General features: G+C 50.1%; 25 protein-coding genes. 23 read left to right on the top strand and 2 right to left on the bottom strand.

The window, feature by feature from the left end; genetic code table 11:
- Nucleotides 1–369: 369 nt before the first annotated feature.
- From MCJ35_RS09765 to MCJ35_RS09670, 20 genes are all read left to right on the top strand, one after another.
- A complete protein-coding gene (locus tag MCJ35_RS09765; protein WP_008725896.1) occupies nucleotides 370–1,671 on the top strand; it encodes a methionine gamma-lyase family protein in 1,302 nt (433 codons plus the stop codon).
- A gap of 159 nt (nucleotides 1,672–1,830) precedes the next feature.
- Nucleotides 1,831–2,082, top strand: a complete 252-nt coding sequence (locus MCJ35_RS09760) for a DUF4321 domain-containing protein (RefSeq protein ID WP_008725895.1) — start codon at nucleotides 1,831–1,833, stop codon at nucleotides 2,080–2,082.
- Between the two features lie 52 nt (nucleotides 2,083–2,134).
- Entirely contained in the window at nucleotides 2,135–2,830 is a 696-nt protein-coding gene (gene radC, locus MCJ35_RS09755; RefSeq protein ID WP_008725893.1) for a RadC family protein, read from the top strand.
- Nucleotides 2,831–2,844: 14 nt separating this feature from the next.
- The gene (mreC, locus tag MCJ35_RS09750; RefSeq protein WP_008725891.1) at nucleotides 2,845–3,690 is read left to right on the top strand and encodes a rod shape-determining protein MreC; all 846 of its coding nucleotides are present in this window, start codon (nucleotides 2,845–2,847) and stop codon (nucleotides 3,688–3,690) included.
- Nucleotides 3,687–4,220 (top strand): rod shape-determining protein MreD, encoded by a 534-nt coding sequence (gene mreD / locus MCJ35_RS09745; RefSeq protein WP_008725889.1) that lies wholly within the window; start codon nucleotides 3,687–3,689, stop codon nucleotides 4,218–4,220. Before mreC ends, mreD begins: the two co-directional genes overlap by 4 nt.
- The gene (locus tag MCJ35_RS09740) at nucleotides 4,213–7,131 is read left to right on the top strand and encodes a penicillin-binding transpeptidase domain-containing protein (RefSeq protein WP_025487279.1); all 2,919 of its coding nucleotides are present in this window, start codon (nucleotides 4,213–4,215) and stop codon (nucleotides 7,129–7,131) included. The genes mreD and MCJ35_RS09740 overlap by 8 nt, the downstream gene beginning before the upstream one ends.
- A 21-nt stretch (nucleotides 7,132–7,152) precedes the next feature.
- The gene (locus tag MCJ35_RS09735; RefSeq protein ID WP_008725885.1) at nucleotides 7,153–7,821 is read left to right on the top strand and encodes a septum site-determining protein MinC; all 669 of its coding nucleotides are present in this window, start codon (nucleotides 7,153–7,155) and stop codon (nucleotides 7,819–7,821) included.
- A gap of 77 nt (nucleotides 7,822–7,898) precedes the next feature.
- A complete protein-coding gene (gene minD, locus MCJ35_RS09730; RefSeq protein ID WP_025487280.1) occupies nucleotides 7,899–8,690 on the top strand; it encodes a septum site-determining protein MinD in 792 nt (263 codons plus the stop codon).
- Nucleotides 8,691–8,706: 16 nt separating this feature from the next.
- A complete protein-coding gene (gene minE / locus MCJ35_RS09725) occupies nucleotides 8,707–8,988 on the top strand; it encodes a cell division topological specificity factor MinE (RefSeq protein ID WP_008725880.1) in 282 nt (93 codons plus the stop codon).
- On the top strand, nucleotides 8,989–10,110 hold the full coding sequence (locus MCJ35_RS09720) for an FtsW/RodA/SpoVE family cell cycle protein (protein ID WP_025487281.1): 1,122 nt from the start codon (nucleotides 8,989–8,991) through the stop codon (nucleotides 10,108–10,110). It begins immediately after the preceding gene.
- A gap of 20 nt (nucleotides 10,111–10,130) precedes the next feature.
- On the top strand, nucleotides 10,131–10,526 hold the full coding sequence (mgsA, locus tag MCJ35_RS09715) for a methylglyoxal synthase (protein ID WP_007864855.1): 396 nt from the start codon (nucleotides 10,131–10,133) through the stop codon (nucleotides 10,524–10,526).
- A 26-nt stretch (nucleotides 10,527–10,552) separates the two neighbouring features.
- On the top strand, nucleotides 10,553–11,518 hold the full coding sequence (locus MCJ35_RS09710; protein WP_025487282.1) for a D-alanyl-D-alanine carboxypeptidase family protein: 966 nt from the start codon (nucleotides 10,553–10,555) through the stop codon (nucleotides 11,516–11,518).
- A gap of 89 nt (nucleotides 11,519–11,607) precedes the next feature.
- Nucleotides 11,608–12,027 (top strand): hypothetical protein, encoded by a 420-nt coding sequence (locus MCJ35_RS09705; RefSeq protein WP_008725872.1) that lies wholly within the window; start codon nucleotides 11,608–11,610, stop codon nucleotides 12,025–12,027.
- A gap of 168 nt (nucleotides 12,028–12,195) precedes the next feature.
- Complete coding sequence (locus tag MCJ35_RS09700) at nucleotides 12,196–13,596, top strand: biotin/lipoyl attachment domain-containing protein (protein ID WP_008725869.1); 1,401 nt, start codon at nucleotides 12,196–12,198, stop codon at nucleotides 13,594–13,596.
- 32 nt (nucleotides 13,597–13,628) lie between these two features.
- The gene (locus tag MCJ35_RS09695) at nucleotides 13,629–14,309 is read left to right on the top strand and encodes a YggS family pyridoxal phosphate-dependent enzyme (RefSeq protein ID WP_008725867.1); all 681 of its coding nucleotides are present in this window, start codon (nucleotides 13,629–13,631) and stop codon (nucleotides 14,307–14,309) included.
- Between the two features lie 85 nt (nucleotides 14,310–14,394).
- Nucleotides 14,395–14,904, top strand: coding sequence for a cell division protein SepF (locus MCJ35_RS09690; protein ID WP_008725865.1), 510 nt, complete (start codon nucleotides 14,395–14,397; stop codon nucleotides 14,902–14,904).
- 118 nt (nucleotides 14,905–15,022) lie between these two features.
- Nucleotides 15,023–16,120: a 3-dehydroquinate synthase gene (aroB, locus tag MCJ35_RS09685; protein WP_008725863.1), complete on the top strand. Its 1,098-nt coding sequence runs from the start codon at nucleotides 15,023–15,025 to the stop codon at nucleotides 16,118–16,120.
- Nucleotides 16,117–16,629 carry a signal peptidase II gene (gene lspA, locus MCJ35_RS09680; RefSeq protein WP_008725860.1) on the top strand — a complete coding sequence of 171 codons (513 nt, stop codon included), beginning with the start codon at nucleotides 16,117–16,119 and terminating at the stop codon, nucleotides 16,627–16,629. Before aroB ends, lspA begins: the two co-directional genes overlap by 4 nt.
- A 5-nt stretch (nucleotides 16,630–16,634) precedes the next feature.
- Nucleotides 16,635–17,546 carry an RluA family pseudouridine synthase gene (locus MCJ35_RS09675; RefSeq protein ID WP_025487283.1) on the top strand — a complete coding sequence of 304 codons (912 nt, stop codon included), beginning with the start codon at nucleotides 16,635–16,637 and terminating at the stop codon, nucleotides 17,544–17,546.
- A 196-nt stretch (nucleotides 17,547–17,742) separates the two neighbouring features.
- Nucleotides 17,743–18,381, top strand: coding sequence for a cytidylate kinase-like family protein (locus MCJ35_RS09670; protein ID WP_034578563.1), 639 nt, complete (start codon nucleotides 17,743–17,745; stop codon nucleotides 18,379–18,381).
- An 83-nt stretch (nucleotides 18,382–18,464) separates the two neighbouring features.
- Here the strand turns inward: MCJ35_RS09670 and MCJ35_RS09665 are convergent, their stop codons facing one another.
- Both MCJ35_RS09665 and glmS read right to left on the bottom strand, forming a co-directional pair.
- Nucleotides 18,465–19,013, bottom strand: a complete 549-nt coding sequence (locus MCJ35_RS09665) for a hypothetical protein (RefSeq protein ID WP_025487285.1) — start codon at nucleotides 19,011–19,013, stop codon at nucleotides 18,465–18,467.
- Between the two features lie 134 nt (nucleotides 19,014–19,147).
- Nucleotides 19,148–20,974, bottom strand: coding sequence for a glutamine--fructose-6-phosphate transaminase (isomerizing) (gene glmS / locus MCJ35_RS09660; RefSeq protein ID WP_008725852.1), 1,827 nt, complete (start codon nucleotides 20,972–20,974; stop codon nucleotides 19,148–19,150).
- 545 nt (nucleotides 20,975–21,519) lie between these two features.
- Here glmS and MCJ35_RS09655 point away from each other — a divergent pair.
- The 3 genes from MCJ35_RS09655 to MCJ35_RS09645 all read left to right on the top strand — a co-directional run bounded on the left by MCJ35_RS09655 (nucleotide 21,520) and on the right by MCJ35_RS09645 (nucleotide 25,712).
- Nucleotides 21,520–21,762, top strand: coding sequence for a hypothetical protein (locus tag MCJ35_RS09655; RefSeq protein ID WP_025487286.1), 243 nt, complete (start codon nucleotides 21,520–21,522; stop codon nucleotides 21,760–21,762).
- A 153-nt stretch (nucleotides 21,763–21,915) separates the two neighbouring features.
- The gene (locus MCJ35_RS09650; RefSeq protein WP_025487287.1) at nucleotides 21,916–23,667 is read left to right on the top strand and encodes an NlpC/P60 family protein; all 1,752 of its coding nucleotides are present in this window, start codon (nucleotides 21,916–21,918) and stop codon (nucleotides 23,665–23,667) included.
- A 41-nt stretch (nucleotides 23,668–23,708) separates the two neighbouring features.
- The gene (locus MCJ35_RS09645; RefSeq protein ID WP_240299459.1) at nucleotides 23,709–25,712 is read left to right on the top strand and encodes an LCP family protein; all 2,004 of its coding nucleotides are present in this window, start codon (nucleotides 23,709–23,711) and stop codon (nucleotides 25,710–25,712) included.
- Nucleotides 25,713–25,714: the final 2 nt, after the last annotated feature.

Below are 25,714 nucleotides of genomic sequence, written 5' to 3'. Positions count from 1 at the left end.
TGTATGGACCATCCGGCGCTGGGCATTCGCAAGGGGAAATGGATGTGTCGTGAAGGGCCTGGTTCTGCCTTGCGTAATTAATGGGTGCTGTTTTCAACGTTAATTGCATAAGGCAGTACCGGGGCCTGTTTGCAGATTTAGTTCCTCCATCTGCATGCCCTGATTTGGGTGGGAGATATATGGTTTGATATGGGTGGTTTATGTCTGGGATATAGTGATTAGGATGTTGGGGAATGATATTTTGTTAATCATGGTGTTTTGTTAGTAATCATATTAAGGATTATATAGATATTAGATTTATAGTTTGTGTTTGGGATGTTAGGTTTGTGTTATTAAGTAGATGAATGGGAATGGAGATACGGAAGGGATATGGAGAATATTGAGTTAAAGGATATGTATAGGGAATTGGGGATTGGGGATGAGGTGCTGGGGTTTGGCGCTGAGATAGAAGAGGGGCTTCGGGAACGGTTTGCGGGGATTGATGCGGTTGCGGAGTATAATCAGATGAAGGTTATACGGGGGATGCAGGTTAACAGGGTCAGTGATATACATTTTGCCGCTACTACAGGGTATGGATATAATGATCTGGGAAGGGATACGCTGGAGGATGTGTATGCCAGCGTGTTTCACGGGGAGAGCGCCCTTGTGAGGCCGCAGCTGATTAGCGGGACACATGCGCTGCATGTGGCGTTGTCGGGGAACCTCAGGCCGGGGGATGAACTGCTTTCCCCTGTGGGGAAGCCTTATGATACATTGGAGGAAGTCATTGGAATCCGGGATTCCGTTGGGTCACTTAAGGAGTATGGGGTGACTTACAGGCAGGTGGACCTGCTTGAGGACGGGGGATTTGATTTTGAGGGGATTGAGAAGGCGCTGAATGAGAGGACCAGGCTGGTTACAATCCAGCGGTCCAAAGGGTATGCTACACGGCCTACCCTTTCGGTGGAACGGATTGGGGAGCTGATTGCTTTTATTAAGAGCAGGAAGCCGGAGGTTATCTGTATGGTGGATAACTGCTACGGCGAGTTTGTGGAGAAGCTGGAGCCTACGGATGTTGGCGCGGATATGATTGTGGGATCGCTGATTAAGAATCCGGGCGGCGGCCTGGCTCCCATCGGCGGGTATATTGTGGGGAAGAAGGAGTGCGTGGATAAGGCTTCCTACCGGCTTAGCGCGCCGGGCCTTGGCAAGGAGGTGGGGGCCAGCCTGGGGATTAACCAGCAGCTTTATCAGGGGCTGTTCCTTTCACCGACGGTTGTGGCTGGAGCGTTGAAGGGGGCTATTTTTGCGGCGAATGTTTATGAACGGCTGGGCTTTGGGGTTGTTCCCGATGGAAGGGAGTCACGCCATGATATCATACAGGCCATTACCTTTGGCACGCCTGAGGGCGTGATTGCGTTCTGTAAGGGGATTCAGGCGGCTGCGCCTGTGGACAGCTTCGTGACGCCGGAGCCTTGGGACATGCCGGGATATGACAGCCCGGTCATCATGGCGGCAGGGGCTTTTGTACAGGGATCATCCATTGAACTGTCTGCGGACGGGCCGATTAAGCCGCCGTATGCTGTTTATTTCCAGGGCGGGCTTACCTGGTACCATGCAAAGCTTGGAATCCTTAAGTCTTTGCAGCAGCTTTTGGATGACGGTGTCGTGAATATCCATAACTGTCCGTAGGGCGTCATCCTGAAGGGATGTGTGCTGATTTTCGCGCAGTCTGGATTGTTACGAAAATTTTAAGATGACACCTCAGATAACTTATGGTAATATATACTAATCCGGCAGGGGAGTGCGTACACTCTGCTGTCCTGCTGGTGGGACCGGAGGACAAGGCATATGCATTACAGGAATTTCTGGATACTTTTAATCATGCTGCTGGCAGGTATTGTCCTGGGCGGCTTCATGGGACAGATGGCTGAGGGGATTTCATGGCTTGGCTGGCTGAATTTTGGACAATCCTTTGGACTGGATTCGCCTCTTGTCATTAATTTCGGTATCCTGGTCATCACCTTTGGGCTTACGATTAAAATCACCATGGCCAGTATCATCGGAGTGGCCATTGCCCTGATTATTTACCGGTTTATCTGATTTCCTGATTTTCTTAACTTTGTGCTTGGAGAGGTGCGTAGTTAGGAGAGAGATGGAAAGAATAAGAATGAAGGATTTACCAAGTGTGGACCGCCCTTATGAGAAGTGTCTCTGTTTTGGTCCGGGCGTCCTGACGGACGCGGAACTTCTGGCGGTCATCATACGTACAGGCAGCAGGGATCATTCCTCCCTGGACCTGGCAGGAAAGCTTCTGGCCCTTGGCAGCCCGGGTGACGGTCTGCTGGGGCTTTTACACCATTCCCTGAATGATTTCATGAAAATCAAAGGGGTGGGTAAGGTGAAAGGTGTACAGCTCCTTTGCATCGGTGAGCTGTCCCGGCGCATCTGGAAGAAGCAGACAGGCATCAACCGCATTTCCTTTGAACATCCCAGCCAGATATCTGACTATTATATGGAAGATATGCGTCATCTGGAGCAGGAGGAGATACGGGTCATGTTCCTGAATACAAAGCAGGGACTGATAAAGGATCTGCTCATATCCAGAGGAACGGTCAATGCTTCCGTGATGACGCCCAGGGAGATACTGATAGAGGCCCTCAGGTGCTGCGCCGTATCCATGGTGCTGGTGCACAACCACCCCAGCGGTGACCCCAGCCCCAGCCGTGCAGACCTTATGCTCACGGAACGTGTAAAGGAAGCGGGCGTGCTTATCGGCATCACCCTCATCGACCATATCATCATCGGAGACAGACGGTATCTCAGTTTCCGTGAACAGAAAATATTGTAAGAGGAAGTCAATCCATGGAATCTAAACACAGCAAATATATACTTACAGGCCTTACGGTACTGTGCGTACTGTTAATCTGCATCACCTCCCTGAAAGACGGTGTCATGGATCCGCTGCGCACCGGAGTGGGATATTTCCTTATTCCAATCCAGTCCGGGGTCAACGCGGTGGGTACCGGTATCTACAACGAGATGAAAAATTACGGCACCCTGAAGGATGCCCTTGCCCAGAACGAGGAGCTGAAAGACCAGATTGCCCAGCTGACCGAGGATAATAACCGTCTCCAGGCCGAACAGTTTGAACTGGACCGTCTCAGACAGTTGTATGAGCTGGACCAGGAATATATGCAGTACAACAAGATTGGGGCCCGTGTCATTGCCAGGGACTCTGAAAAGTGGTTCCAGGTATTCCGGATCAACAAAGGCTCCGCGGACGGGGTGGCTGTGGACATGAACGTGGTGGCCGACGGGGGCCTGGTGGGAATCGTGACCGATGTGGGCGCCAACTATGCAACGGTCCGCTCCATCATCGATGACTCCAACCGTGTAGGCGCCATGAAGCTGGATTCTTCCTACACCTGCATCGTGGCAGGGGACCTGACCCTCTATGAGGAGGGAAGGCTTAAGCTTACTGATTTTTCAAAGGATGCCCAGATACGGGACGGTGACCAGATTGTCACCTCCAACATCAGCACCAAGTTCCTGCCCGGCATTTTAATCGGGTATGCGTCGGATGTGACCATTGACCCGGACCATCTGACCCAATCCGGGTACCTGATACCCATTGCGGATTTTGATAACCTGCAGGAGGTACTCATCATCACGGATATCAAAGATACAGGAGAGGCGGCTGCCCAGTGATTCAAGCAAAGGTAAAACAGGTTCTTATCAATATATTGTTCATCGTACTGGCATTTACGGTGCAGAACTGCGTATTCCCTTTACTGCCCTTCCTGTCAGCAACGCCCAATCTGCTTTTAATCCTTACGTTCTCCTTCGGATTCATCCATGGGAAGAATGCGGGGATGCTTTATGGGATTTTATCCGGGCTGCTGCTGGACCTGTTCTACAGCGGACCCTTTGGGTTTTATACCCTGATTTATGTATACATCGGATATGTCAACGGCATATTCACCAAATATTACTATGAGGACTACATCACGCTGCCCCTGATCCTGAGCATTGTCAACGGATTGTGGTACAGCCTGTATGTCTATGTATTCCGGTTCCTGATCCGTGGAAGGCTGAACCTTCCATACTATTTCAGGAATATCATCCTACCGGAAATCATTTTTACGGCAGTGACAACCCTTCTGATTTACCGGCTGTTCTTATCCGCCAGCAGACGTGTGGAGGATATAGGGAAAAGGAGAGACAAGAACCTTGTTTGATGAGCTTTTAGAGATAGTACGAGAATTTTTCAAAAAACTGTTCAGTTCCCGGCTTTTTGCCCTTTCTGTCATGTTTACCCTGATGTTCGCGGGCCTTGTGGGCAAGCTGTTCCGCATGCAGATCCTGGACGGCAGTGATTATCAGGAAAAGTACATGCAGAAGACAGAGCGCAGCGTGGACACGCCGGGAACCAGGGGCAAGATATATGACTGCAACGGTTTTGAACTGGCCTACAATAAACTGGCTTATTCCGTGGTAATCCAGGATACCGGGGATTACCCCAAGACAGCCGACCGCAACCAGATGCTCCACAGGCTGGTCACCATCCTGGAGCGGCGCGGTGAGAAGGTGGAAGGCAAGCTTGAGATAGCCATGGACCAGAATGGGGAAATGTTCTACACCTTTACCTCGGACGCGGCAAGGACAAGGTTTTTCCTGAACTTTTACGGCCGTTCCTCCTCCAGTGAACTGGATGACCCCAAGGGCAGATACCCAACCAACATCACGGCCAGGGAGGCATTTGAAATCAAAAAGCACAGCTATAAGCTGGATGAGATGAAGGATGACAAGGGGAATCCCCTTGTACTTCCGGATAACATTGCCCTTGACATGGTCAATATCATCTTCACCATGAAGCTGACCGAATACCAGAAGTATGAAACCACTACGGTGTCCTCCAATGTCAGCGATGTGACCATGACTGAAATCAACGAGAACCTGGCCTATCTGAAGGGTGTGTCCGTGGAACAGTCCTATATCCGGGAATATGCGGACAGTCTGTATTTTGCCCCCATCATCGGCTATACGGGCAAGGTCCAGGAGGACCAGCTGGACGAACTCAATGACCAGTGGCGTGATACAGAAGAAGCCGCAGGCCTTCCCGAGGATGCCAGGAAATATGACCTGAACGACATCGTGGGCCGCACCGGCATTGAGAAGTCCATGGAGCTGGAGCTTCAGGGTGAAAAGGGCCATTCCAGGATGTATGTGGATAATATGGGGCGTCCCCGTGAAATCATTGAAAAGACGGATGCCAGGGCAGGGGATGATGTGTACCTTACCATTGACCATGACCTGCAGATTGCCATATATAAGCTGATAGAACAGCAGCTGGCCGGCATCATAAGCTATAACCTTCAGATAGACGACCTGGATCCCGATAAGACCTATGACTCCTCCAAAATCCCGATTCCGGTCAAGGACGCCTATTACCAGCTGATCAACAACAATGTCCTGTCCCTGGCGGACATGGCCAGGGAGGATGCCTCGGACATTGAAAAGGAGATATACGGCACCTATATGGCCTCCAGGGAACAGATCCTTAATTCCATCCGCAACGAACTTATGAGCGGACATGCCATGGCCATGAACGACCTGCCGGATGATATGTCTACCTATATGAATTATATCTATAGCTTTTTATCAGAATCATCCATTGGTATCATCCAGAAGGATAAGATTGACCAGTCCTCCCCCCAGTACCAGGCATGGCGGGACGGTACCATCAGCCTGAGGGATTACATTTACAGCGGGATTGCGGGCAACTGGGTGGATACCACACGGCTGGATGTGTCCAGTAAGTATTCGGATGCGGATGATATATTCGGACAGCTGGTGGATTATGTGATAGAATCCCTTAAGAATGACAATAAGTTTACCAAGCGTATGTTCCGCTATCTGGTGAATGACGAGGTCATTACCGGGAACCAGCTGTGCCTGGCCCTGTTTGCCCAGGGGGTCCTGGATGATAATCCCCAGGAGATTGCCGCCCTCAGGACAGGAGGCAGCGCTTATGCGTTCCAGTTCATCCGTGAAAAGATATCCAACCTGGAACTGACACCTGCGCAGCTGGCCCTGGATCCATGTACGGCAGGCGTGGTGGTGACAGATATCCGCACAGGCGAGGTAAGAGCCCTTGTGACCTATCCAAGCTATGATAATAACCAGATGTCCGGAAGCGTGGACGCGGCCTACTTTGCCCAGCTTCAGGATGACCTTTCAAGACCGTTATACAACAATGCCACCCAGGCATTAAAAGCGCCTGGTTCCACCTTTAAGCCAATCACTGCCGTGGCAGCGCTGGAAGAGGGGGTAATCGGCCTTACGGATACCATTGAATGTACCGGTATCTATGACCAGGTATCCAATCCGATTAAGTGCTGGATATGGCCCGGACGCCATAACGCCGAGAACATAGAGGAAGGCATACAGAATTCCTGTAACTACTTTTTTGCGGAACTGGCCCACAGGCTGTGCATCAAGCCTGACGGTACCTATTCACCGGACCAGGGTCTTACCACCCTTCGCAAATATGCGGCCATGTTTGGACTGGACCACACCTCAGGGGTGGAGATTCCTGAAAACGATCCCCAGATTTCATCGGAGGACCCGGAGCGTTCCGCCATGGGACAGGGTACCCATTCCTATACCAATGTACAGCTTTCCCGCTACGTGGCGGCCCTTGCCAACCGGGGAACCGTATTCGAACTGAGCCTTTTAGACAAACTTACTGACTCGGACGGCAATCTGATAACCGATTACTCGCCTGCAGCCAGTTCCCATATCGAAGCGGCCGACACCACATGGAATGCGGTGCAGACCGGTATGCGCCGTGTGATTACAGACAGCTCGGCCAAAAAGATTTTCTCAGACCTGCCGGTGGAAGTGGCAGGCAAGACAGGTACGGCACAGGAGAACAGGAACCGTGCCAACCATGCCTTTTTCATATCCTTTGCGCCCTACAGCCATCCGGAGGTTGCCGTTACCGTGAACATACCTTACGGTTATGCGGGTACTAACGCGGCTACCCTTGGCAAAAAGGTATATGAGTATTATTATGGATATACGACACTGGAGCAGATCATGGGTTCCGGCGCCTTAGGTGTATCAAATGTAACTATTGGTGATTAAACCAGCAAAAGAGGTGATTGTATGCACAATGCGGTAGTAATCAAAAGCAGTAAAGCGGGAATGACCGTAATCCTGGACCCTGGGCTTCCCTTTGAAGAACTCCTGGAGGCCATTGCCAAGAAGTTCAGTGAAAGCGCCAGGTTCTGGGGATCCGTACAGATGACCCTTACCTTGGAAGGACGGAGCCTTACTGCAGCCGAGGAATTCGAGATTGTTGATACGATTACGAGGAACTCACAGATTGAGATCCTCTGTCTCCTTGACACGGATGCAGAGCGGATTGAGCGCTGTGAAAAAGCACTGAATGATAAGCTGATGGAACTAAGCTCCCAGACAGGGCAGTTTTACCGCGGGACGCTCCGGCGGGGGGACTGCCTGGAGTCGGAGGCCAGTATCATCATCATAGGGGATGTGGAGCATGGGGCCAGGGTGACGGCCAAAGGCAATGTCATCATACTGGGGGACCTTAAGGGGACCGTGACAGCCGGCGTTGCCGGCAACATGGATGCGGTCATCATGGCCTTTGAGATGGCCCCGCTGCAGATCCGGATCGGCAGCAGGAGCAGCCGGTTCAATGAGCGGAACAAGCGTCTGGGACGTGGTCCCATGCTTGCTTTTGTGGAGGATGGAGAAATCCAGGTTCGCCCGCTCAAAAAAACATTCCTAAACAATATGTTAAATTTTGCTTAATGCCAAAAAAATACTGGTAAATTTACGAAATTTAATGTACAATAGGAAGGTAAAGTATTTTTCAGGAGGATTTCATTATGAGTGAGGTCATTGTGGTTACTTCTGGAAAAGGCGGGGTAGGCAAAACGACTACTTCTGCCAATGTGGGAACAGGACTGGCTATACTGGGTAAACGTGTAGTGCTGATTGATACGGATATCGGCCTGCGCAACCTGGATGTGGTCATGGGACTGGAGAACCGCATTGTCTACAATCTTGTGGACGTGGTGGAAGGCAACTGCCGTATGAAGCAGGCCCTGATAAGAGACAAAAGATATCCGAACCTTTATTTACTGCCGTCTGCACAGACGCGGGACAAGACTGCCGTGAATCCGGAACAGATGGTGAAGCTGGTAGCGGATTTACGGGAAGAATTTGACTACATACTGCTGGATTGCCCTGCAGGCATTGAACAGGGATTTTACAATGCCATTGCCGGGGCAGACCGTGCCTTGGTGGTTACCACACCTGAGGTTTCGGCCATCCGGGACGCGGACCGTATCATCGGGCTTCTGGAACATGCGGAGATTGACGAGGTGGACCTTATCGTTAACCGTATCCGGGCCGACATGGTGCGCAGGGGAGACATGATGTCCCTCAGCGACGTCACGGACATTCTGGCAGTAAACATTATCGGAGCAGTCCCCGATGACGAGTACATCGTCGTATCTACCAACCAGGGTGAACCGTTAGTGGGTATGGGTTCCCCGGCTGGACAGGCTTACCTGGACATCTGCCGGAGGCTGTTAGGGGAGAGTGTTCCCATGGCTAATCCCGGACAGTCTGAGACTCTGTTCGCCAGGCTGCGCAGCATATTACGGCGTGCTTAGAAGGGATGGTGTCAAGGTGAGATGGTTTTTAAGGTTTCATACCCGGCGTTCCGGAGAGACAGCTAAGATGCGGCTTAAACTTTTGCTGGTATCCGACAAGGCAGGCTGCTCACCGGAGATGATACTGATGATAAGGGATGACATGATTCATGCCATTTCAAAATACATGGAGATAGAAAAGGACAAGGTCCAGATACAGATGGAAACAGACAGTCCTTTATCCGGCAACAGCCGGGCCCTGCCTGTGCTTCATGCCAACATACCGATTCGTTCCATATCGAACAAGGGGCTATATTAAATGTTTTTGGATTATGATTTTAGACATTTTAACTTCCGGCTGGTTTTTTATATGATTGCACTCAACATCATCGGTGTACTGGTCATCAGAAGCGCCACCAACATGAATGCGGATGCAGTCAACAAACAGCTCTTGGGTGTTTTAGTTGGACTCGCAGTGGCGATAGGGTTGTCACTTATTGATTATCACAGGATCCTTAACTTCAGCATGGTCATATACGGCGTATGTATCGCCAGTCTGGTGGCCGTGCTGATATGGGGGAATGTGGTCAATAATGCGAAACGCTGGATTGAGGTGCCGGTAATCGGACAGCTTCAGCCGTCCGAATTTGTAAAGATTGGCCTGATTGTGACTTTTTCCTGGTATTTCATGAAGTATCAGGAAAGAATCAATCAGGTCAGCACGGTAGCAATTGCAGCTGCCCTGTTCGCAGCTCCGGCCGCCCTGATATTTGAGCAGCCGAATCTGTCCACCTGTCTCGTCATCATGGTAATGGTCCTTGGAATCGTGTTTGCCAGCGGCATCAGTTACAGATGGATCATGGGTACCCTGGCTGTTACAATACCGGTCGTTACCACATTCGTCTACCTGCTGCTCCATGGTATGATTCCTTTTATCAAGGAATACCAGGCAGGCCGTATCCTGGCATGGTTTTATCCGGAACAGTACGGAGAGGCCCGCTACCAGCAGAATAACTCCATCATAGCCATTGGCTCCGGCCAGTTAAAGGGCAAGGGGTTGTTCAACACTACGATTGCTTCTGTAAAAAACGGTAATTTCCTATCCGAGGAGCAGACCGATTTCATCTTTGCCGTTATTGGCGAGGAGTTGGGGTTTATCGGCTGTGTGGTGGTGATTGCCCTGTTTTTACTGATAGTATATGAATGTCTTATGATGGCTGCCCGGGCCAGGGATCTGTCCGGCAGGCTCCTGTGTGTTGGCATGGCTACCCTGGTAGCGTTCCAGTCTTTTGCCAATATCGCGGTTGCCACGGGTATTTTCCCCAACACGGGTCTTCCGCTTCCTTTCATCAGTTTCGGAAGCAGTTCCCTGATCAGTATTTTCATTGGGATGGGGCTGGTGCTGAACGTAGGACTTCAAAGAGAGACAAGACATTTCTAATCCAAGGAGGGTTATATAATATGACAATTGGTTTGATTGCACATGACGCAAAGAAAAAGCTGATGCAGAACTTCTGCATCGCATACAGGGGAATCCTGAGCAAGAATACCCTGTATGCTACAGGGACAACGGGACGCCTGATTGAGGAGGTTGCCAACCTGAACATCCACAAGTATCTGGCCGGCCATCTTGGCGGAATGCAGCAGATGGCTGCCCAGATTGAGCACAATGAGATGGATCTGGTCATCTTCTTAAGGGATCCCAACAATCCCAAGCCACATGAGCCGGATGTGAACAATGTGGTCCGTCTGTGTGATATCTATAATATACCGCTTGCCACCAATCTGGCTTCTGCAGAGCTTTTAATCAAGGCTCTGGACAGAGGCGATATGGAATGGCGGGAGGTTGCCAGATAATGGCTGTCAGGGGCAGAGTGAAGGGCATGAAACGGGCATCTGCCCTTTTGTGTGCACTTTTAATCGCAGCGTCCATGGGGCTGACCGGCTGTTCCGGCGGTCTTAAGGATGCCTATGTTGCCGCGGAGCGGATTCCGGCGCTGGAAGAGGAGGCCGCAACCACACGTTTTTCAGATGCCTTTGCCTCTGATCTGTGCGTTGTCACGGATGAGGCTTCATTTGACCCTGGTTTTGCCACATCGGAAGCAGCAGCGCTTTTTGACTTGGATGACAGGGAAGTCCTTTACAGCAAGGATGCGTTTGAGCGTATGTATCCGGCCAGCATCACAAAGATAATGACTGCCCTGGTAGCCATCAGGGAAGGGGACCTTAAGTCCCGTGTCCTTGTGACGGATGATGCTGTCATCACGGAACCGGGCGCAACGCTGTGCGGCATTGAACCAGGAGACACTCTGACACTGGAGCAGCTTCTTTATGGTCTCATGCTTCCTTCGGGCAATGATGCGGGGGCTGCCATCGCAGTCCATATAGCAGGCAGTGTTGACGCGTTTGCGGATATGATGAACGAAGAGGCCCTCAGACTGGGCGCTACCGGCACCCATTTTGTGAATCCTCATGGTTTGAATGATCCGGACCATTATACCACGGCTTATGACTTATACCTTATATTCAATGAGGCCCTTAAGTATCCTGTATTCCGCCAGATTGTGGGGACAACGGCGTACACTGCCAATTACCACAACAAAAACAGTGAACCGGTGTCAAAGACCTGGAAGGGCAGCAACTGGTTCATGACAGGGGAAAGGGAGACCCCGGATGGCTTAAAGGTATTCGGAGGCAAGACAGGCACCACCAAGGCGGCGGGCTATTGTCTGATCATGGCTTCCAGGGATGACTCTGATAAGGAGTATATATCGGTTGTATTGAAGGCAGACAGCCGTCCCCATCTCTATGACAATATGACAAATATAATTTCTAAAATCGTCAAATAGTGATTGCGCTTTCTATGAAGTTATACTATAATTAGAGTAATCTTAATTGATTTTTTATACAACATATATAACTCAAGGAGGAGATTCATATGGTTCAGATTATTGCGGGAAAAAAGGGTAAGGGCAAGACCAAACATCTGTTAGATATGGCCAATGCAGCAATCAAGGGGGCCAACGGCACTGTCGTATATCTGGATAAGAGTGCCCAGCATATGTATGAGTTAAATAATAAGATCCGTCTCATTAATGTCAATGAATTCCCAATTAAAAGCAGTGAAGGATTTTTAGGATTTATCTGTGGTATCATTTCCCAGGATCACGATCTGGAGACAATGTACCTGGATAGCTTTTTAAAGCTGTCATGCCTGGAAGGCGAAGAGATTTCCGATACATATATGACATTGAAAAATATCGGTGAAAAGTATCATGTAACCTTTGTCCTGAGTATTTCCATGGATGCCGCCGAGCTTCCGGACTGCGCGAAGGGCGATGTGATTATTTCATTGTAATGATACATTTTTTGTGATAAGATAGGTGACAGGAGTGATAGGGCTGCCTGCCGTGCCGGGATTTGGATGCCTGGCGCGGCGGGCAGTTATTTGTTGGCTGCTATTTGGACCTGCAGGAAGATCTGCCGGTTTATCGTTCCATTTCAGTAAAAGGAGAGGCCTTGTTCCATGGCTAAAAAAAAGAACAAGAAGGTTGTCCGCTACAGGCGGCCGCTTAATATCAATGTGGGTATGATTATCTTTGCAATCATTTTCCTCTATCTGATATTCAGTGTATATACATATTTGAAAAGGGAGAAGATACAATTCTATGAAGTGGTAGACGGAGGAATTGTTAACAACAGGACATATAACGGTCTGATCCTCAGGGAAGAGCAGGTAAAGACAGCGGACCGTTCAGGATATATTAACTATTATCTGAGGGAAGGAAAACGGGCCTCCGTGGGAAGCAGGATATATTCCCTGGATGAGACAGGTAATCTGGAGGAGTTATTAAAAGATAAAGCCGAGGACGGTAACGGACTTACGGATGAGAGCCTGTCCGACCTGAAAAAACAGCTTACATCCTTTGTGCTTTCATTTAAGGACCAGGACTTTTCCTCCATTTATGATGCAAGATATTCCCTGGAGGCAGCGGTGATGGAGTATTCCAGTTTCAGCGCTCTGGACCAGTTAGACAAGCTGGCCCAGGAATCAGGCGCTGTCTTTGAGCAGGTGCGCACGGATGTATCAGGTGTGGTCTCCTATGGATTTGACTCCTACGAGGACATGACCACGGCTGATATTGAAGCCGAAAGCTTTAACCGGGAAACGTACAGCAAGACACTTAAAAAGTCCGGTGACCTGATTGACAGCGGCATGCCGGCCTACAAGATCGTAACCTCGGAGAACTGGTCCATCGTATTCCCCCTGACCGAGGAGGATGCAGGCCTGTATGCGGGCAAGGACAGGCTGAGGGTCGTGTTCAGCGATTATTCCATGAACACGCCGGCCGCCTATTCCACCTTTACCGGAAAGGACGGCGCCACCTATGGCAGGCTGGATTTCACAAAATATATGGAACAGTTCATATCAGACCGTTTCATCAATTTCGAGATTGTGACGGAGCAGTCTGACGGGTTAAAGATACCGGTCAGCGCTGTGACGGAAAAAAGCTTTTACCTGGTGCCGCTGGAGTATCTCACCCAGGGCGGGGATACCTCGGAAAATGGTTTCAATAAGGAGGTTTACACGGAAAACGGGCCTTCGGTGGTATTTGTCCCTGCGGATATATATTCTTCTGACGAGGAATTCTATTACGTGGACATGGGTGAGGAAAATGGCTTCAAGGCAGGGGACTATATTGTGAAACCCGACTCACCGGACCGTTACCAGATCGGACGTACCGCATCCTTAAAAGGCGTTTATAATATCAATAAGGGATACACTGTTTTTAAACGGATTGAGATACTGGATTCCAACAATGAATTTTATACGGTGCGCCGCAATTCAACCTATGGCCTTTCTGTTTATGACCATATTGTGCTGGATGCTTCCATGGTGGAAGAGGGGCAGCTGTTATACCAATAATAAGACTGAACTTTACACGGAGGGATAGGATTATGATAAAAGAACATTTAATCGAAGTAAACAGACGGATTGAACAGGCCTGCATCCGGTCAGGCAGGGACCCAAAGGCGGTCACGCTGATTGCTGTCAGCAAGACCAAGCCCGTGCCCATGCTGGAGGAAGCATATGCCGCAGGAGCCAGGGATTTCGGTGAAAACAAAGTACAGGAAATCGTGGCCAAGAAGCCGGAACTTCCTGAGGATATACGCTGGCATATGATCGGCCATCTGCAGCGCAACAAGGTGAGCCAGGTCCTTGGGAAGGCAGTGCTGATTCACTCCGTGGATTCCCTGCGGCTGGCACAGCAGATTGAAACCGATGCAGCCAAAGCAGGTCTGGACGTGGATATCCTTCTGGAAGTCAATGTTGCAAGGGAAGAAAGCAAATATGGCTTCATGCTGGAAGAAGTAGAAGATGCAATTATGACAATTAAGGATTTTCCCCATGTTCATATCAAGGGCCTTATGACAATTGCGCCATTTGTAGAGAATCCAGAAGAAAATCGCGGAATTTTTAAAAAATTATTTGAATTTGCTGTTGACATAGATAAGAAAAACATTGATAATGTTACTATGGATGTGCTCTCAATGGGAATGACTGGGGATTATGAAGTCGCTGTTGAGGAAGGCGCCACCATGGTTAGGGTCGGCACCGGGATTTTTGGTGTACGATAAGGTGTTTGGCCAGGACATGCTGTTTTGATACGCAAACCAGCCATATGTCCTGTAGACACTTCATATAGAGATTGGAGAGTGTAAAATGAGTCTGTTAGGTAAGTTAATGGATACCATGAGATTAAGTCCTGAAGAGGAAGAGGATGATTACTACCTGGACGATGACTTTGAAGAGGAAGCTCCTCGCAAGGGGCTGTTTACAAAGAAGAGTACGGAATATGATGACGAAGAGGAACCGGACAAGCCACGATTTTTAGGAAGATCCAATCCCAAAGTAGTGCCTATGAGACGCAGCATGGAGGTCACAATGATTAAGCCGACCTCAATGGAAGACTCCAGGGATATATGTGATTATCTCCTGGCCGGCAAGGCAGTGGTACTTAATATGGAGGGTATACATACAGAGGTAGCTCAGAGGATAATTGATTTCACTTCCGGGGCAACCTATTCCATGAACGGCAACCTGCAGAAGATATCCAATTATATCTTTATTGCAACCCCTGATTCCGTTGAGTTATCCGGAGATTTCCAGGATATCCTGGCTGCCGGCGGCGCCATGGGTATGGACGTGTCAGGACTTAATATCCGTTTATAAGATAGGATAAGAAGACGATATGGACGTGAACGCGGCAGACCATGGGAGTCTGCCGATTTTATGTTGTCCTGCACGCTGCCAGAGGGCGGCGCAGACAGGCTTTTAGGAGGAAACTGATATGGCGGACAGAATGAACGTGTGCAGGGATGGAAAACCGATTTATGACATTGTGATGGATACCTCCTTTTCCGGCTTAAAGGAAGAGGCTGACCGTCTTTCATTAGAAGGACATAAAATATGCATTGTGACAGATTCCAATGTGGCGCCTCTTTATCTGGAGGAAGTGAAAACCATCCTGTCCGGCTGCTGCAGGCAGGTTTCTGTTTTCACATTCCCGGCAGGAGAAGAGAACAAGAACCTGGATACGGTAAAGAAACTGTATGAACACCTGATCCTGGAACATTTTGACCGGAAGGACGTACTGGCAGCCCTTGGCGGCGGCGTTGTAGGCGATCTGTGCGGCTTTGCAGCAGCTACTTATCTTAGGGGCATTGGTTTTTTCCAGATTCCCACCACCCTTTTATCCCAGGTGGATTCCAGCATCGGAGGCAAGACCGGTGTGGATTTTGACGCCTATAAGAACATGGTAGGCGCATTCCACATGCCGCTTTTTGTATACACCAACTTAAGTACCCTGCTTTCGCTGCCCAAGGAGCAGTTCTCTTCCGGAATGGGGGAGGTCATCAAGCATGGGCTTATTAAGGATAAGGATTACTACCAGTGGCTGGTGGATAACCGTGAAGGGATATTAAAACGCGACCTTGACCTGTGCCAGGCCATGGTATATGGAAGTAACCGGATTAAAAAGGATGTGGTTGAAAAGGATCCCACGGAGCAGGGGGAGCGGGCCCTTTTAAACTTTGGCCATACCCTGGGCCATGCAGTTGAAAAACTGAAGGATTTCACCATGCTTCACGGTCATTGCGTGGGGCTTGGCTGTATTGCGGCGGGATATATTTCCCATATAAGGGGAATGATTACAGAGGAAGAGTTCCTTGCGTTAAGGGATGTGTTTGCCGGATTCGGCCTTCCTGTCCATGTGGACGGCCTTAACTGGGAAGACGTAAGCCTGACAGCAAAAAGTGATAAGAAAATGGATGCCGGTGTCATTAAGTTCATCCTTCTTAAGGCCATAGGAGAGGCTTTCGTGGACAAAAGCGTTACCGGCAATGAGATGAAGGCTGGATTTGACATAATAGGAGGACACAGGGAATGACGAAACAGAAAAAATCCATGCTCGCCAGCTTTGTCATCGGATTCATCATCCTGGTGGGGCTGGACCAGTGGACCAAGGGGCTGGTAGTAGCCCATCTGAAAGGCAGTAAACCGTATGTTATCTGGGATGGTGTATTTGAATTCTTTTATTCCGAGAACCGCGGCGCTGCCTTTGGCATGATGCAGGAAAAGCAGCTGTTCTTTTTCCTGATTGCACTGGCAGTGCTGGGGGCTGTGGCTTACCTTATGCTCAGGATGCCCACAGACAGGAGGTACCGTCCCCTGTCCGTATGCCTGATGATGGTCAGTGCAGGCGCTGTCGGCAATATGATTGACCGGGTGACCCAGGGATATGTGGTGGATTTCCTGTATTTTAAGCTGATTAATTTTCCCATATTCAATGTTGCGGACTGTTATGTGACCATTGCTGCCGCATGTCTTGTGCTTCTCATCATGTTTTATTACAAGGATGAGGATATGGCCTGCTTTGCATTAAAAAAGAAGGAGTAATACCCTTGAAACAAGAATTTTATCCCACGGACCTGGAGTCCGATGTGCGTATTGACAGATACCTTGCCGAAACCTGCCCCGAATTAAGCCGCTCCTATATCCAGAAGCTCCTTAAATCAGGGCAGGTTCTGGTTAACGGCAGGCTTATAAAGGCCAGCTATGTGGTTACCGCGGATGACCATATTGAGGTGGATGTGCCGGAGGCAGTGGAGCCTGAGATTGAGGCGGAACCCATGGATCTGGACATCCTTTATGAGGACCAGGACATCATACTGGTCAATAAGCCAAAGGGGATGGTTGTCCATCCTGCGGCAGGGCATTACAGCCATACCCTGGTCAACGGCCTGATGTATCACTGCAAGGACCAGCTGTCCGGCATCAACGGGGTCATGCGTCCAGGCATCGTACACAGGATTGATATGGACACAACAGGCGTGCTCATTGTGTGCAAGAATGATATGGCACACAACTCCATTGCCGCCCAGTTAAAGGAGCATTCCATCACCCGGCGATACCAGGCCATTGTCCACGGGGTCATAAAAGAAGATGAGGGGACAGTGGACGCGCCCATCGGACGCCATCAGACAGAGCGCAAGAAAATGTGCATCAATTATAACAACGGCAGGAACGCCGTCACCCACTACCAGGTGTTAAGGCGGTTTGAACAATATACCTACGTGGAATGCCGCCTGGAAACCGGCAGGACCCACCAGATCCGCGTGCACATGGCCAGCCTCCATCATCCCCTTTTAGGAGACAAGGTGTACGGCCCTGCCAAGTGCCCGGTGCCAGGCCTTACGGGACAGACCCTTCACGCAGGCGTCCTTGGGATCGTCCATCCCAGGACAGGGGAATATATGGAGTTCACCGCGCCTTTGCCCGAGTATTTTGAAAGGCTTTTAAGGAATTTGAGATAAAATACTTTTTGAGATAAAATGCTCATTAAGAGAGACAGTAGCAGACAAGTTGTCACTTTTGTCGAAAAGCTTTGGGTTATTTTATATTTTATTGCGCATTTCTATATACTTTTCTGAATTTTTGAGTTATAATACTTAATAGATAAAATATGACTCATTCATAACATGACATAGAGTGCAGAAAGGGGAATGTGGAATGACAAATAATCTTATTATCACAATTGGCAGACAGTGTGGAAGCGGAGGAAAATTAATAGGCGAGATGCTGGCTGAGAAGATGGGGGTCAAGTGCTATGACAAGGAATTGTTAGCCATGGCAGCCAAGCACAGCGGCCTCTGCGAGGAATTGTTTGAGAAACACGATGAACGACCCACCAGCAGCTTCCTGTATTCCCTGGTAATGGATTCCTATTCCATGGGATATACCGCATCCGGATATTCCGATATGCCCATTAACCACAAGATATTCCTGGCACAGTTTGATACCATCAAGAAACTGGCAGACGAGGCTTCCTGCGTTATCGTCGGACGCTGCGCGGATTACGCACTGGAGGATTATCCCAATGTGGTAAGCGTATTCATCACAGGAGATGACAAGGATAAGCTGAAACGTCTTCAGGAGCTTTACAAGGTGGACGAATCCAAGGCAAAGGATATCATGATTAAAACCGACAAGCAGCGCTCCAACTACTATAATTATTATTCCAACAAAAAGTGGAGCGACCCGCGCAGCTATGATTTATGCATTAACAGCAGCAAGGTGGGGGCAGACGGCGCAGTGGACGTAATCATGAATTTTGCAAAAGTGAAACAGGCGTGGAACAAACAGAAGTAATATCAGATATGAAAACAGCGGATGCTGCCGTACCAATCCAGTTTGGTGCGGCAGCATCTTTTTGATGGCAGGATGATGTACCCTTATTGGGCAGAAGTTGTGTCCATGTCAATCATTTGTTTTGCCATTGCCGTCAGCTCATCTTTTGAGACAGACTTTTTGATGTCCATAAGCATATAGTAAACATCCCCGTCCATCCAGGATATGGAGTTGGCCTGGTCCGTAGTGTAATACAGATTCATTTCCCCATATTCCACAAGGGTGGAATCTTTTGAAAAGGACTGGCCGGATGCCGGTTCCGCGGACAGGGTGACCGTTTTGGCAGTGCTGCCGGATTGTTTCACATATTGGAAGTTGATGCCTTTCTGCCTGTTGACCTGAGCGCCGTCTGCGTCCATATCAAATGATTCCGTAATCCTTCCGCTGTCAAACTGATAGCCTCCCGCCAGTGCGGCCGGAGCCTTTGGCTTGAATCCCGCGTCTCTTTGCAGGGTCCCGCTGTCCGGCAGCGTTGAGTATTCTGTTCCCTGGGAACCCACATAACTGACCTTGACGGACTGGGATGCAAAGCAGGGCACCGTATTCATCAGGCAGGCACCTGTAAGTAAAAATAAAGCGATTCTCTTTTTCATGTTTAACTCTCCTTTATTAATAGTTGAATCATTTCCTGTGATTGTAACTATAGCAGATGATTCTCTAAGCCACATCTAAAGGCAGCATGGATCTGAAAAAGAGAGGATTGGGGCGGGATAGCGCCCCAATGGAATCATTCCACGGTAACTGATTTGGCCAGGTTCCTTGGCTGGTCCACATCCAGGTTCTTGCCGATGGATGCATAGTAGGCAATGAGCTGAAGGGCCACGGCAATGGGGAATACGGTGAACCGGTCCTCCAGATCCGGTATCCGCAGCTCCATATCCGCAACGCCGTCCTCCAGCTGGGCCTGCTCCTTTGCGAGAAGGATTACGTAAGCCCCCCTTGCCTTCACTTCCCTGACATTGGAAATGGTCTTGGCAAACACGTGGTCCTGGGTGGCGATTGCGATGACAGGCACATTGTCATAAATCAGGGCAATGGTCCCGTGTTTTAATTCACCGGCAGCATAAGCCTCGGCATGGATATAGGATATTTCCTTCAGCTTCAGTGCGCCTTCCAGGGAAAAGGCATAATCCAGGCCCCTTCCGATGAAGAAGGTGTCCCTTTCACGGATCAGGTGGCGTACAAAGGATCTGATATGGTCCGACTGGCCAATCATTGCCTCCATGGCCGGAATCACCGCCAGAAGGTCCTCCATGAACTGCCCGGCCTGAGCTTTGGTGCAGCGTCCCCTGGTAAGGGCCATGCGGCAGCAGAGCATGTAGAGGGCGGCCAGCTGGACAGAGTAGGCTTTTGTGCTGGCAACCGCTATCTCCGGACCGGCGTGGGTATAAAATACATGATCACTTTCCCTGGCAATGGTGGAGCCTTTCACATTGACAATTGACAGTACAGGCGCCCCAAGGGACTGTGCCAGCCGCATGGCAGCCAGCGTATCAATGGTTTCGCCGGACTGGGAAATGACGATTGCCAAGGTTTTCCCGTCCACCAGAGGGTCCTCATACCGGAATTCCGATGCAATGGACACCGTGACCGGAATCCTCAGAAGGGGTTCCATCAGCGCCTTAGCCACAATCCCGGCGTGCATGGCTGTTCCGCACGCAATGATGCGTATCTGGTTACAATCCAGGAACAGCTCATCCGGAATGCCGTCCGCGGTAAAGTCCGGCAGGTTCCCTGCCAAGCGTGGAAGGATGGTGTTCCTCAGGGCCTCCGGCTGTTCATGGATTTCCTTCAGCATGAAATGGGGGAAGCCGTTCTTCATGGCCGCGTCCATGTTCCAGCTGACCTCCAGCATTTCCGGCTCAATCCGGTTGTAATCCATGTCATATACCCTTACCTTATAAGGGGTCAGACGGACAATATGTCCCTCGGGCACTACAAAATATTCCTTTGTGTAGGAGATAAGCGCTGTCAGGTCGGAGGCAATGATGGCCCCGGAACGGGTGTAGGCGGCCACCAGCGGGCTTACATTGCGGACTGCATATATTTCCCCTGGCCGGTCATCAAAAAGGATGCAGAAGCCGTAAGAACCAGCCAGTTTCTTTACAAATGCCCCGATGGCAGCTAACGGGTCGTGGCGGCAGTCCCTGTACACCGCGTCCAGAACCCAGGCAGCCACCTCGCTGTCGGTCTGGGATACCAGTTTATCCCCAAGTCCATATTCTTCTGTAAGCTGGTGGTAATTCTCTATGATACCGTTATGGATCAGGGTTACCTGGCCAGCCCTGTGGGGATGGGCATTCTTATCCGTCACACCGCCGTGGGTTGCCCAGCGCGTGTGGCCGATGCCGCAATGTGACACCTCCGCGGTCTTTTTGACACATTCCCTGAGGGCAGCCACCTTGCCCACGTTCTTAATGATCCTGACCTGGGATGCCGTATTAAAATAAGCAATCCCGGCGCTGTCATAGCCTCTGTATTCCAGCCCTGCCAGACCGTTTAAAAGCAGGTCCCTGGCCTCTAATGGTCCTGTATATCCAATGATTCCACACATAATATGATTCCGCCTTTCTTTTCTCAATTAGTTTACAAGTAAATGTCACATAGACGTGAATGATACATGGCGCGGCACAAAAAAGGCCGCACAAAAATAAGCTGTCACCGCAGGACAGTTCTTTCATATCCGTAATTCTGTTTTTGAAAAATTTTTCCGGTTATGCTGCCTCTGTTTTGCGGTTACCCGCATATTTAACAGCATATCACACGCCCGGACGGCATGGGAGAGTACCCGCCGAATATCTCGATAATCTCTCCACCTCGTTAACCTTCTTACCGGCAGCATTTGTCCTGCTGTTCACGGTCCCGGTAAAAGGTGCATGGCGCTTAGCTTTGCTATGGGTCCCTATTCCTCCTAAATAGATTGGGATTATTATATCTCACTCTATTTTATGCGTCAACCATATTTTGGGTGTTATGCGGGACCAGGGTAAAGATGGTTATTCCAATCTGTGCTCCTTTTGGACCTCCTCCTGAGGAAATACGGCTTTTATTTTGTCGAAATACGGTGTATGATAGAAACAATATAAGGAGGGGGATGTTATGGATCATGTTGAACTTTTAAAGAGTGCGGCCACAGTCCTGGCGGCAGTCATATCAGCAGTGGCATTGATAAAGGTAAACCGGATAGATAACCAGGACAGGATCAGGCGTTCCCTGTGGGCCATGGAAGAGTATATGCTGGCTTTAGGAAAATGCATTGAAAATCCAAAAGAGGAGAACAGGGAAGCGTACGAAGCGTGTTATATGCTATGTAATCTATATGCGGATGAAGGATTGAGGTGAGATGCAGCGGATATCATTAAATGGTTGTCTTATTAAGGTACTTTAATTAATGATTCTTTAAGAGTTTTGTTCTATTTTTTCTTTTGTCCGTATGATATAATGGGGAACGGTGTAATTGCATATGATACCTGTGACGGTAAGGATTATAAAACAATGCGAGATATAATACAGAATTTCCTGAAACTATTTCATACATATAAACAAAGCATATATAAAACATGTGCCCTGGCCCTTGTGTTCCTGGCAGGCTGCTTCCTGTCATTTACAATGGGCAGGCGTTTTGGGCAGCTTAGTCTGCCGCCTGCCCCAAAGCCTTCGGCCATAGGCACACCTTCCACAGCGGAGACACTGAATGGTACCCCACATTTTGAATTTCCGCCATCCGCATCCTATTCAGATGCCACCCCTTCCAATGCCGTCCTGATGAGCCCGGACATTTTAAACCTGGCTTATCTTTATGAGGATGGGGCTGATACTTCCCAGCCCTCCTACAGTTATGCTGGCCGGCTTTATGACCAGCTGGCCGGACTGGATGCCAAGTGGTCCTCCGGAATATATGATTTATATCACTATACACCGGAACGTCTGGCAGCGCTGTTAGGACTTCCGGTTGAGACAGTGACAACCCCTTCCGGGGTGATTCCTGAATTTAAAAATGTGAACCTGCAGTTCCTGAACGGGGACGGACAGGCCTGCGGCAGTACTTCCAATGCCAAAAGCATTGTTTCCATGGCAAACATCCTTTATTATCATGGTATCCTCAATGATGCAGGGCAGCTGAAAGCATATGTCTCAGATATGTGGGAAGCCTCCCACGGCTATTCGGTACATATGGGGGAAATCTATTACTGTGACGGAAGCTGTCTGGAACATGAGGAAATATCCACTGATGTAGCGGCGGAATCCGACACCTCCATGGTTCCGGCTGCTTCAGAAAGCGGGGAGGCAGCGGACCATGAACAGTCAGCTGATGAATCGTCCCCATCATCATCGGAAGCAGAGGAGGACGTCGGGGCAGAACAGGCGGCCAGTGATGCCGGAGCAGCTGACAAAACAGGAGAGATGACCGATCATGCGGCAACTTCGGCATCAGATTCCAACCACAACAGCAAAGGGCCGGGTGAAACAATCAGCGCGGAGGCAGAAGCCGTGCCGGACACCACGGATGGAACAGGAATCCCGGTGAATCCATGCCCCGGTCATATAGACTTTTCCATCAACATCACGGTAAAAGGGATTACAGAAGCCAACGGACTCTTCCAATATGACCAACAGGCTGGCAGCGCAGCAGGACAGGGGAACTGGAAGGGCTGGGATGAACCCGCGATGGAACAGGTCCGCTATCTGAGTGGACAGGACTGGTACCAGACATACGGTATCAATACCACGGACCTGTTTGTGCGCAATCCACTGACATCTGCCGAAATAGACATTTACATGACCATGGTTCCTGAAAATACCAGCCAGCAGAAGAAGGATTTTATCCGCTACGCCCTTTCCTCTGTCGGGAAAATTCCTTACTACTGGGGAGGTAAGCCCAGTTCACCAGGGTACACGGGCAATGACTTCGGTTCCGTCACAGCGCAGGATGAGGACGGACGTTTCCTGAAAGGCCTGGATTGTTCCGGGTGGATTAACTGGGTATACTGGTCCGTTACAGGCAGGGGACTGGGGGCTGCAAGCACAGGTACCCTGGTTTCCAGCGGCAGGGCCATTACAAAGGATCAGCTGGTTCCGGGCGATATCTGTATCCGCACAGGCCCCTCCGCCCATGTGGTCATCTTCCTTGGATGGGCGGCAGATGGACAGATGCTGTGTATCCAGGAAACCAGCGGCAATGTGAACAACGTGGAAGTTGGGATTGCTGCATCGGATTGGCAAAGCTACCGGCGCATCCTTGAGTAGGCCGGATAAACATAACGAGAAAGATAGATGAGGTGTGTGTCATGAATTACAATGATGATGATGAGCTGGAACGTATGCGTGCCAGGAACAGAAGAGGGACAAGACGCGGCCCTTCAGCTTCCAGCCCGGCAGCGGGCAGGCAGGTACCTCCTCCCAGGAATGGGAAACAGGGGTACGGCAGCCGCAGCCATTACGATGAGGAATACTATTATGATGAGGAGTTCGGGCAGGAGGAATACGGGCGCGATGCTTACAGCCACGGAGAACGCCGCCAGAACCGCCATGACCAGGCCGGTTATGATTACGGGAACGATTATGGTTACCGGAACAGGGAAGGTTATGGGGACGAGTATGATTACGGGGATGGGGAAGGTTATAGGGATGAGTATGGTTACGGGGATGGGTCCGGGGGCATCATCCTGGAGGATGAACAGGAATACAGACAGCCCAACGGACGCATCCCGTCATCCGCCCATACTTCCCGCACCGGTAAGACTGCCAGGACCGCTTCAGGCAGCAGCGCTTACAAGGGTAAAGGTTCTGCACGCCAGACAGCGTACACGGCAGAAACAGGGCAGCGCAGGCAATATGACGACATTCATGCAGACAGCAATGGAAGGAGCCGCAACGCCTCAGGAAGGCGGGGACAGGGACAGATGGCAAAAAAAAGGAAGAAGAGAGGGTTAAAAAGCATTTTATTGATATTGCTGGCGGCCTTCATCGCATATGGGGCATGGCTGTTCATCCACAGGCCTACCGGGATATGGAACATAGCTGTGTTTGGCGTGGATAGCAGGGACGGCAATACGAAGAATGCACTGGCTGACGTACAGATGATATGCAGCATAGACCGTTCAACCGGTGAAATCAAGCTGGTCAGCGTATACAGGGACACCTATCTGAAAATCAATTCAGAGGGAACCTACCACAAGATTAACGAGGCATACTTTAAAGGCGGACAGAAACAGGGGGTTGCCGCCCTGGAAGAGAACCTGGATATAAAAATTGACGACTATGCCACCTTCAACTGGAAATCCGTTGCTGAGGCAATCAATATCCTGGGCGGTATCGATATTGATATTACCCCGGCTGAATTTAAATACATCAATGCATTTATTACGGAAACCGTCAACTCCACGGGAATCGGTTCCGTCCAGCTGGCCCAGGCAGGCCCCAACCACCTGGACGGGGTACAGGCAGTGGCCTACAGCCGTCTCCGGCTCATGGATACGGACTTCCAGAGAACGGAACGTCAGAGAAAGGTTGTCATGCTGGCGCTTGAGAAAGCAAAACAGGCGGATGCAGCCACACTGACCTCACTGGTCACCTATATGATCCCGCAGATTTCCACCAGCGTTGGGGTAAATGATGTAATCCCGCTGGTAAAAGATATTAAGAAATACCACATCGGCGACACGGCCGGGTTCCCATTCTCCAGACAGACCATGAGGGTGGGAAGAATGGACTGCGTCATCCCCACCACCCTGGAGAGCAATGTGGTGATGCTTCACCAGTTCCTGTATGGGGAGGATACAAGCTACCGTCCATCCTCAGCCGTAAAGAAGATCAGTGCCCATATCTCAGAAGAAACAGGCTTATATGAGGAGGGCAAGGCAGCTCCTTCCGGGGGAGGTTCCTCCGGCGGATCATCCGGCGGTGCGTCCGGCGGAGGCCAGGCGCCGGTCCAGACCGCCCCTCCTGAAACAGTGCCGGAAACAACCGTGGAAGAGAGCACCCAGGAAGAAACAACAAAAGCGCCTGAAACGACAGAGGCAGAGACAACGGAGCCAGAGGAAACAGAAGAGGTAGGCCCGGGTGTGACAAAGCCTTCCAAGGAACCGGATAAGCCGGAAGAAGGAACCACTGCTCCGGAAGAAGGCGGCCCAGGCGCACAGGACGATACAAAGCCTGCTGTGAAGCCAACCCAGCCGCCGTCAAAAGAGACATCCACACAGCCGCCGGAAGCAGGAACCACGGGTCCTGGAGGTCCTGGAGGCTCAGAAAACAATTCCGGCGGACCAGGCGAAGCCGGACCAGGAGTATGATA

Origin of the sequence: Enterocloster sp. OA13 (assembly GCF_022440595.1) — a bacterium.
Classification (GTDB): domain Bacteria; phylum Bacillota; class Clostridia; order Lachnospirales; family Lachnospiraceae; genus Enterocloster; species Enterocloster hominis.
This window is presented reverse-complemented; position numbering and strand designations above follow the sequence as displayed.

Excerpts from the sequence above, each read along its gene's own strand:
- MCJ35_RS09765 (WP_008725896.1), top strand. The coding sequence starts at position 370 with ATGGAGAATATTGAGTTAAAGGATATGTATAGGGAATTGGGGATTGGG.
- MCJ35_RS09760 (WP_008725895.1), top strand. The coding sequence starts at position 1,831 with ATGCATTACAGGAATTTCTGGATACTTTTAATCATGCTGCTGGCAGGT.
- radC (WP_008725893.1), top strand. The coding sequence starts at position 2,135 with ATGGAAAGAATAAGAATGAAGGATTTACCAAGTGTGGACCGCCCTTAT.
- mreC (WP_008725891.1), top strand. The coding sequence starts at position 2,845 with ATGGAATCTAAACACAGCAAATATATACTTACAGGCCTTACGGTACTG.
- MCJ35_RS09735 (WP_008725885.1), top strand. The coding sequence starts at position 7,153 with ATGCACAATGCGGTAGTAATCAAAAGCAGTAAAGCGGGAATGACCGTA.
- minD (WP_025487280.1), top strand. The coding sequence starts at position 7,899 with ATGAGTGAGGTCATTGTGGTTACTTCTGGAAAAGGCGGGGTAGGCAAA.
- MCJ35_RS09720 (WP_025487281.1), top strand. The coding sequence starts at position 8,989 with ATGTTTTTGGATTATGATTTTAGACATTTTAACTTCCGGCTGGTTTTT.
- mgsA (WP_007864855.1), top strand. The coding sequence starts at position 10,131 with ATGACAATTGGTTTGATTGCACATGACGCAAAGAAAAAGCTGATGCAG.
- MCJ35_RS09710 (WP_025487282.1), top strand. The coding sequence starts at position 10,553 with ATGAAACGGGCATCTGCCCTTTTGTGTGCACTTTTAATCGCAGCGTCC.
- MCJ35_RS09705 (WP_008725872.1), top strand. The coding sequence starts at position 11,608 with ATGGTTCAGATTATTGCGGGAAAAAAGGGTAAGGGCAAGACCAAACAT.
- MCJ35_RS09700 (WP_008725869.1), top strand. The coding sequence starts at position 12,196 with ATGGCTAAAAAAAAGAACAAGAAGGTTGTCCGCTACAGGCGGCCGCTT.
- MCJ35_RS09695 (WP_008725867.1), top strand. The coding sequence starts at position 13,629 with ATGATAAAAGAACATTTAATCGAAGTAAACAGACGGATTGAACAGGCC.
- MCJ35_RS09690 (WP_008725865.1), top strand. The coding sequence starts at position 14,395 with ATGAGTCTGTTAGGTAAGTTAATGGATACCATGAGATTAAGTCCTGAA.
- aroB (WP_008725863.1), top strand. The coding sequence starts at position 15,023 with ATGGCGGACAGAATGAACGTGTGCAGGGATGGAAAACCGATTTATGAC.
- lspA (WP_008725860.1), top strand. The coding sequence starts at position 16,117 with ATGACGAAACAGAAAAAATCCATGCTCGCCAGCTTTGTCATCGGATTC.
- MCJ35_RS09670 (WP_034578563.1), top strand. The coding sequence starts at position 17,743 with ATGACAAATAATCTTATTATCACAATTGGCAGACAGTGTGGAAGCGGA.
- MCJ35_RS09665 (WP_025487285.1), bottom strand. The coding sequence starts at position 19,013 with ATGAAAAAGAGAATCGCTTTATTTTTACTTACAGGTGCCTGCCTGATG.
- glmS (WP_008725852.1), bottom strand. The coding sequence starts at position 20,974 with ATGTGTGGAATCATTGGATATACAGGACCATTAGAGGCCAGGGACCTG.
- MCJ35_RS09655 (WP_025487286.1), top strand. The coding sequence starts at position 21,520 with ATGGATCATGTTGAACTTTTAAAGAGTGCGGCCACAGTCCTGGCGGCA.
- MCJ35_RS09650 (WP_025487287.1), top strand. The coding sequence starts at position 21,916 with ATGCGAGATATAATACAGAATTTCCTGAAACTATTTCATACATATAAA.
- MCJ35_RS09645 (WP_240299459.1), top strand. The coding sequence starts at position 23,709 with ATGAATTACAATGATGATGATGAGCTGGAACGTATGCGTGCCAGGAAC.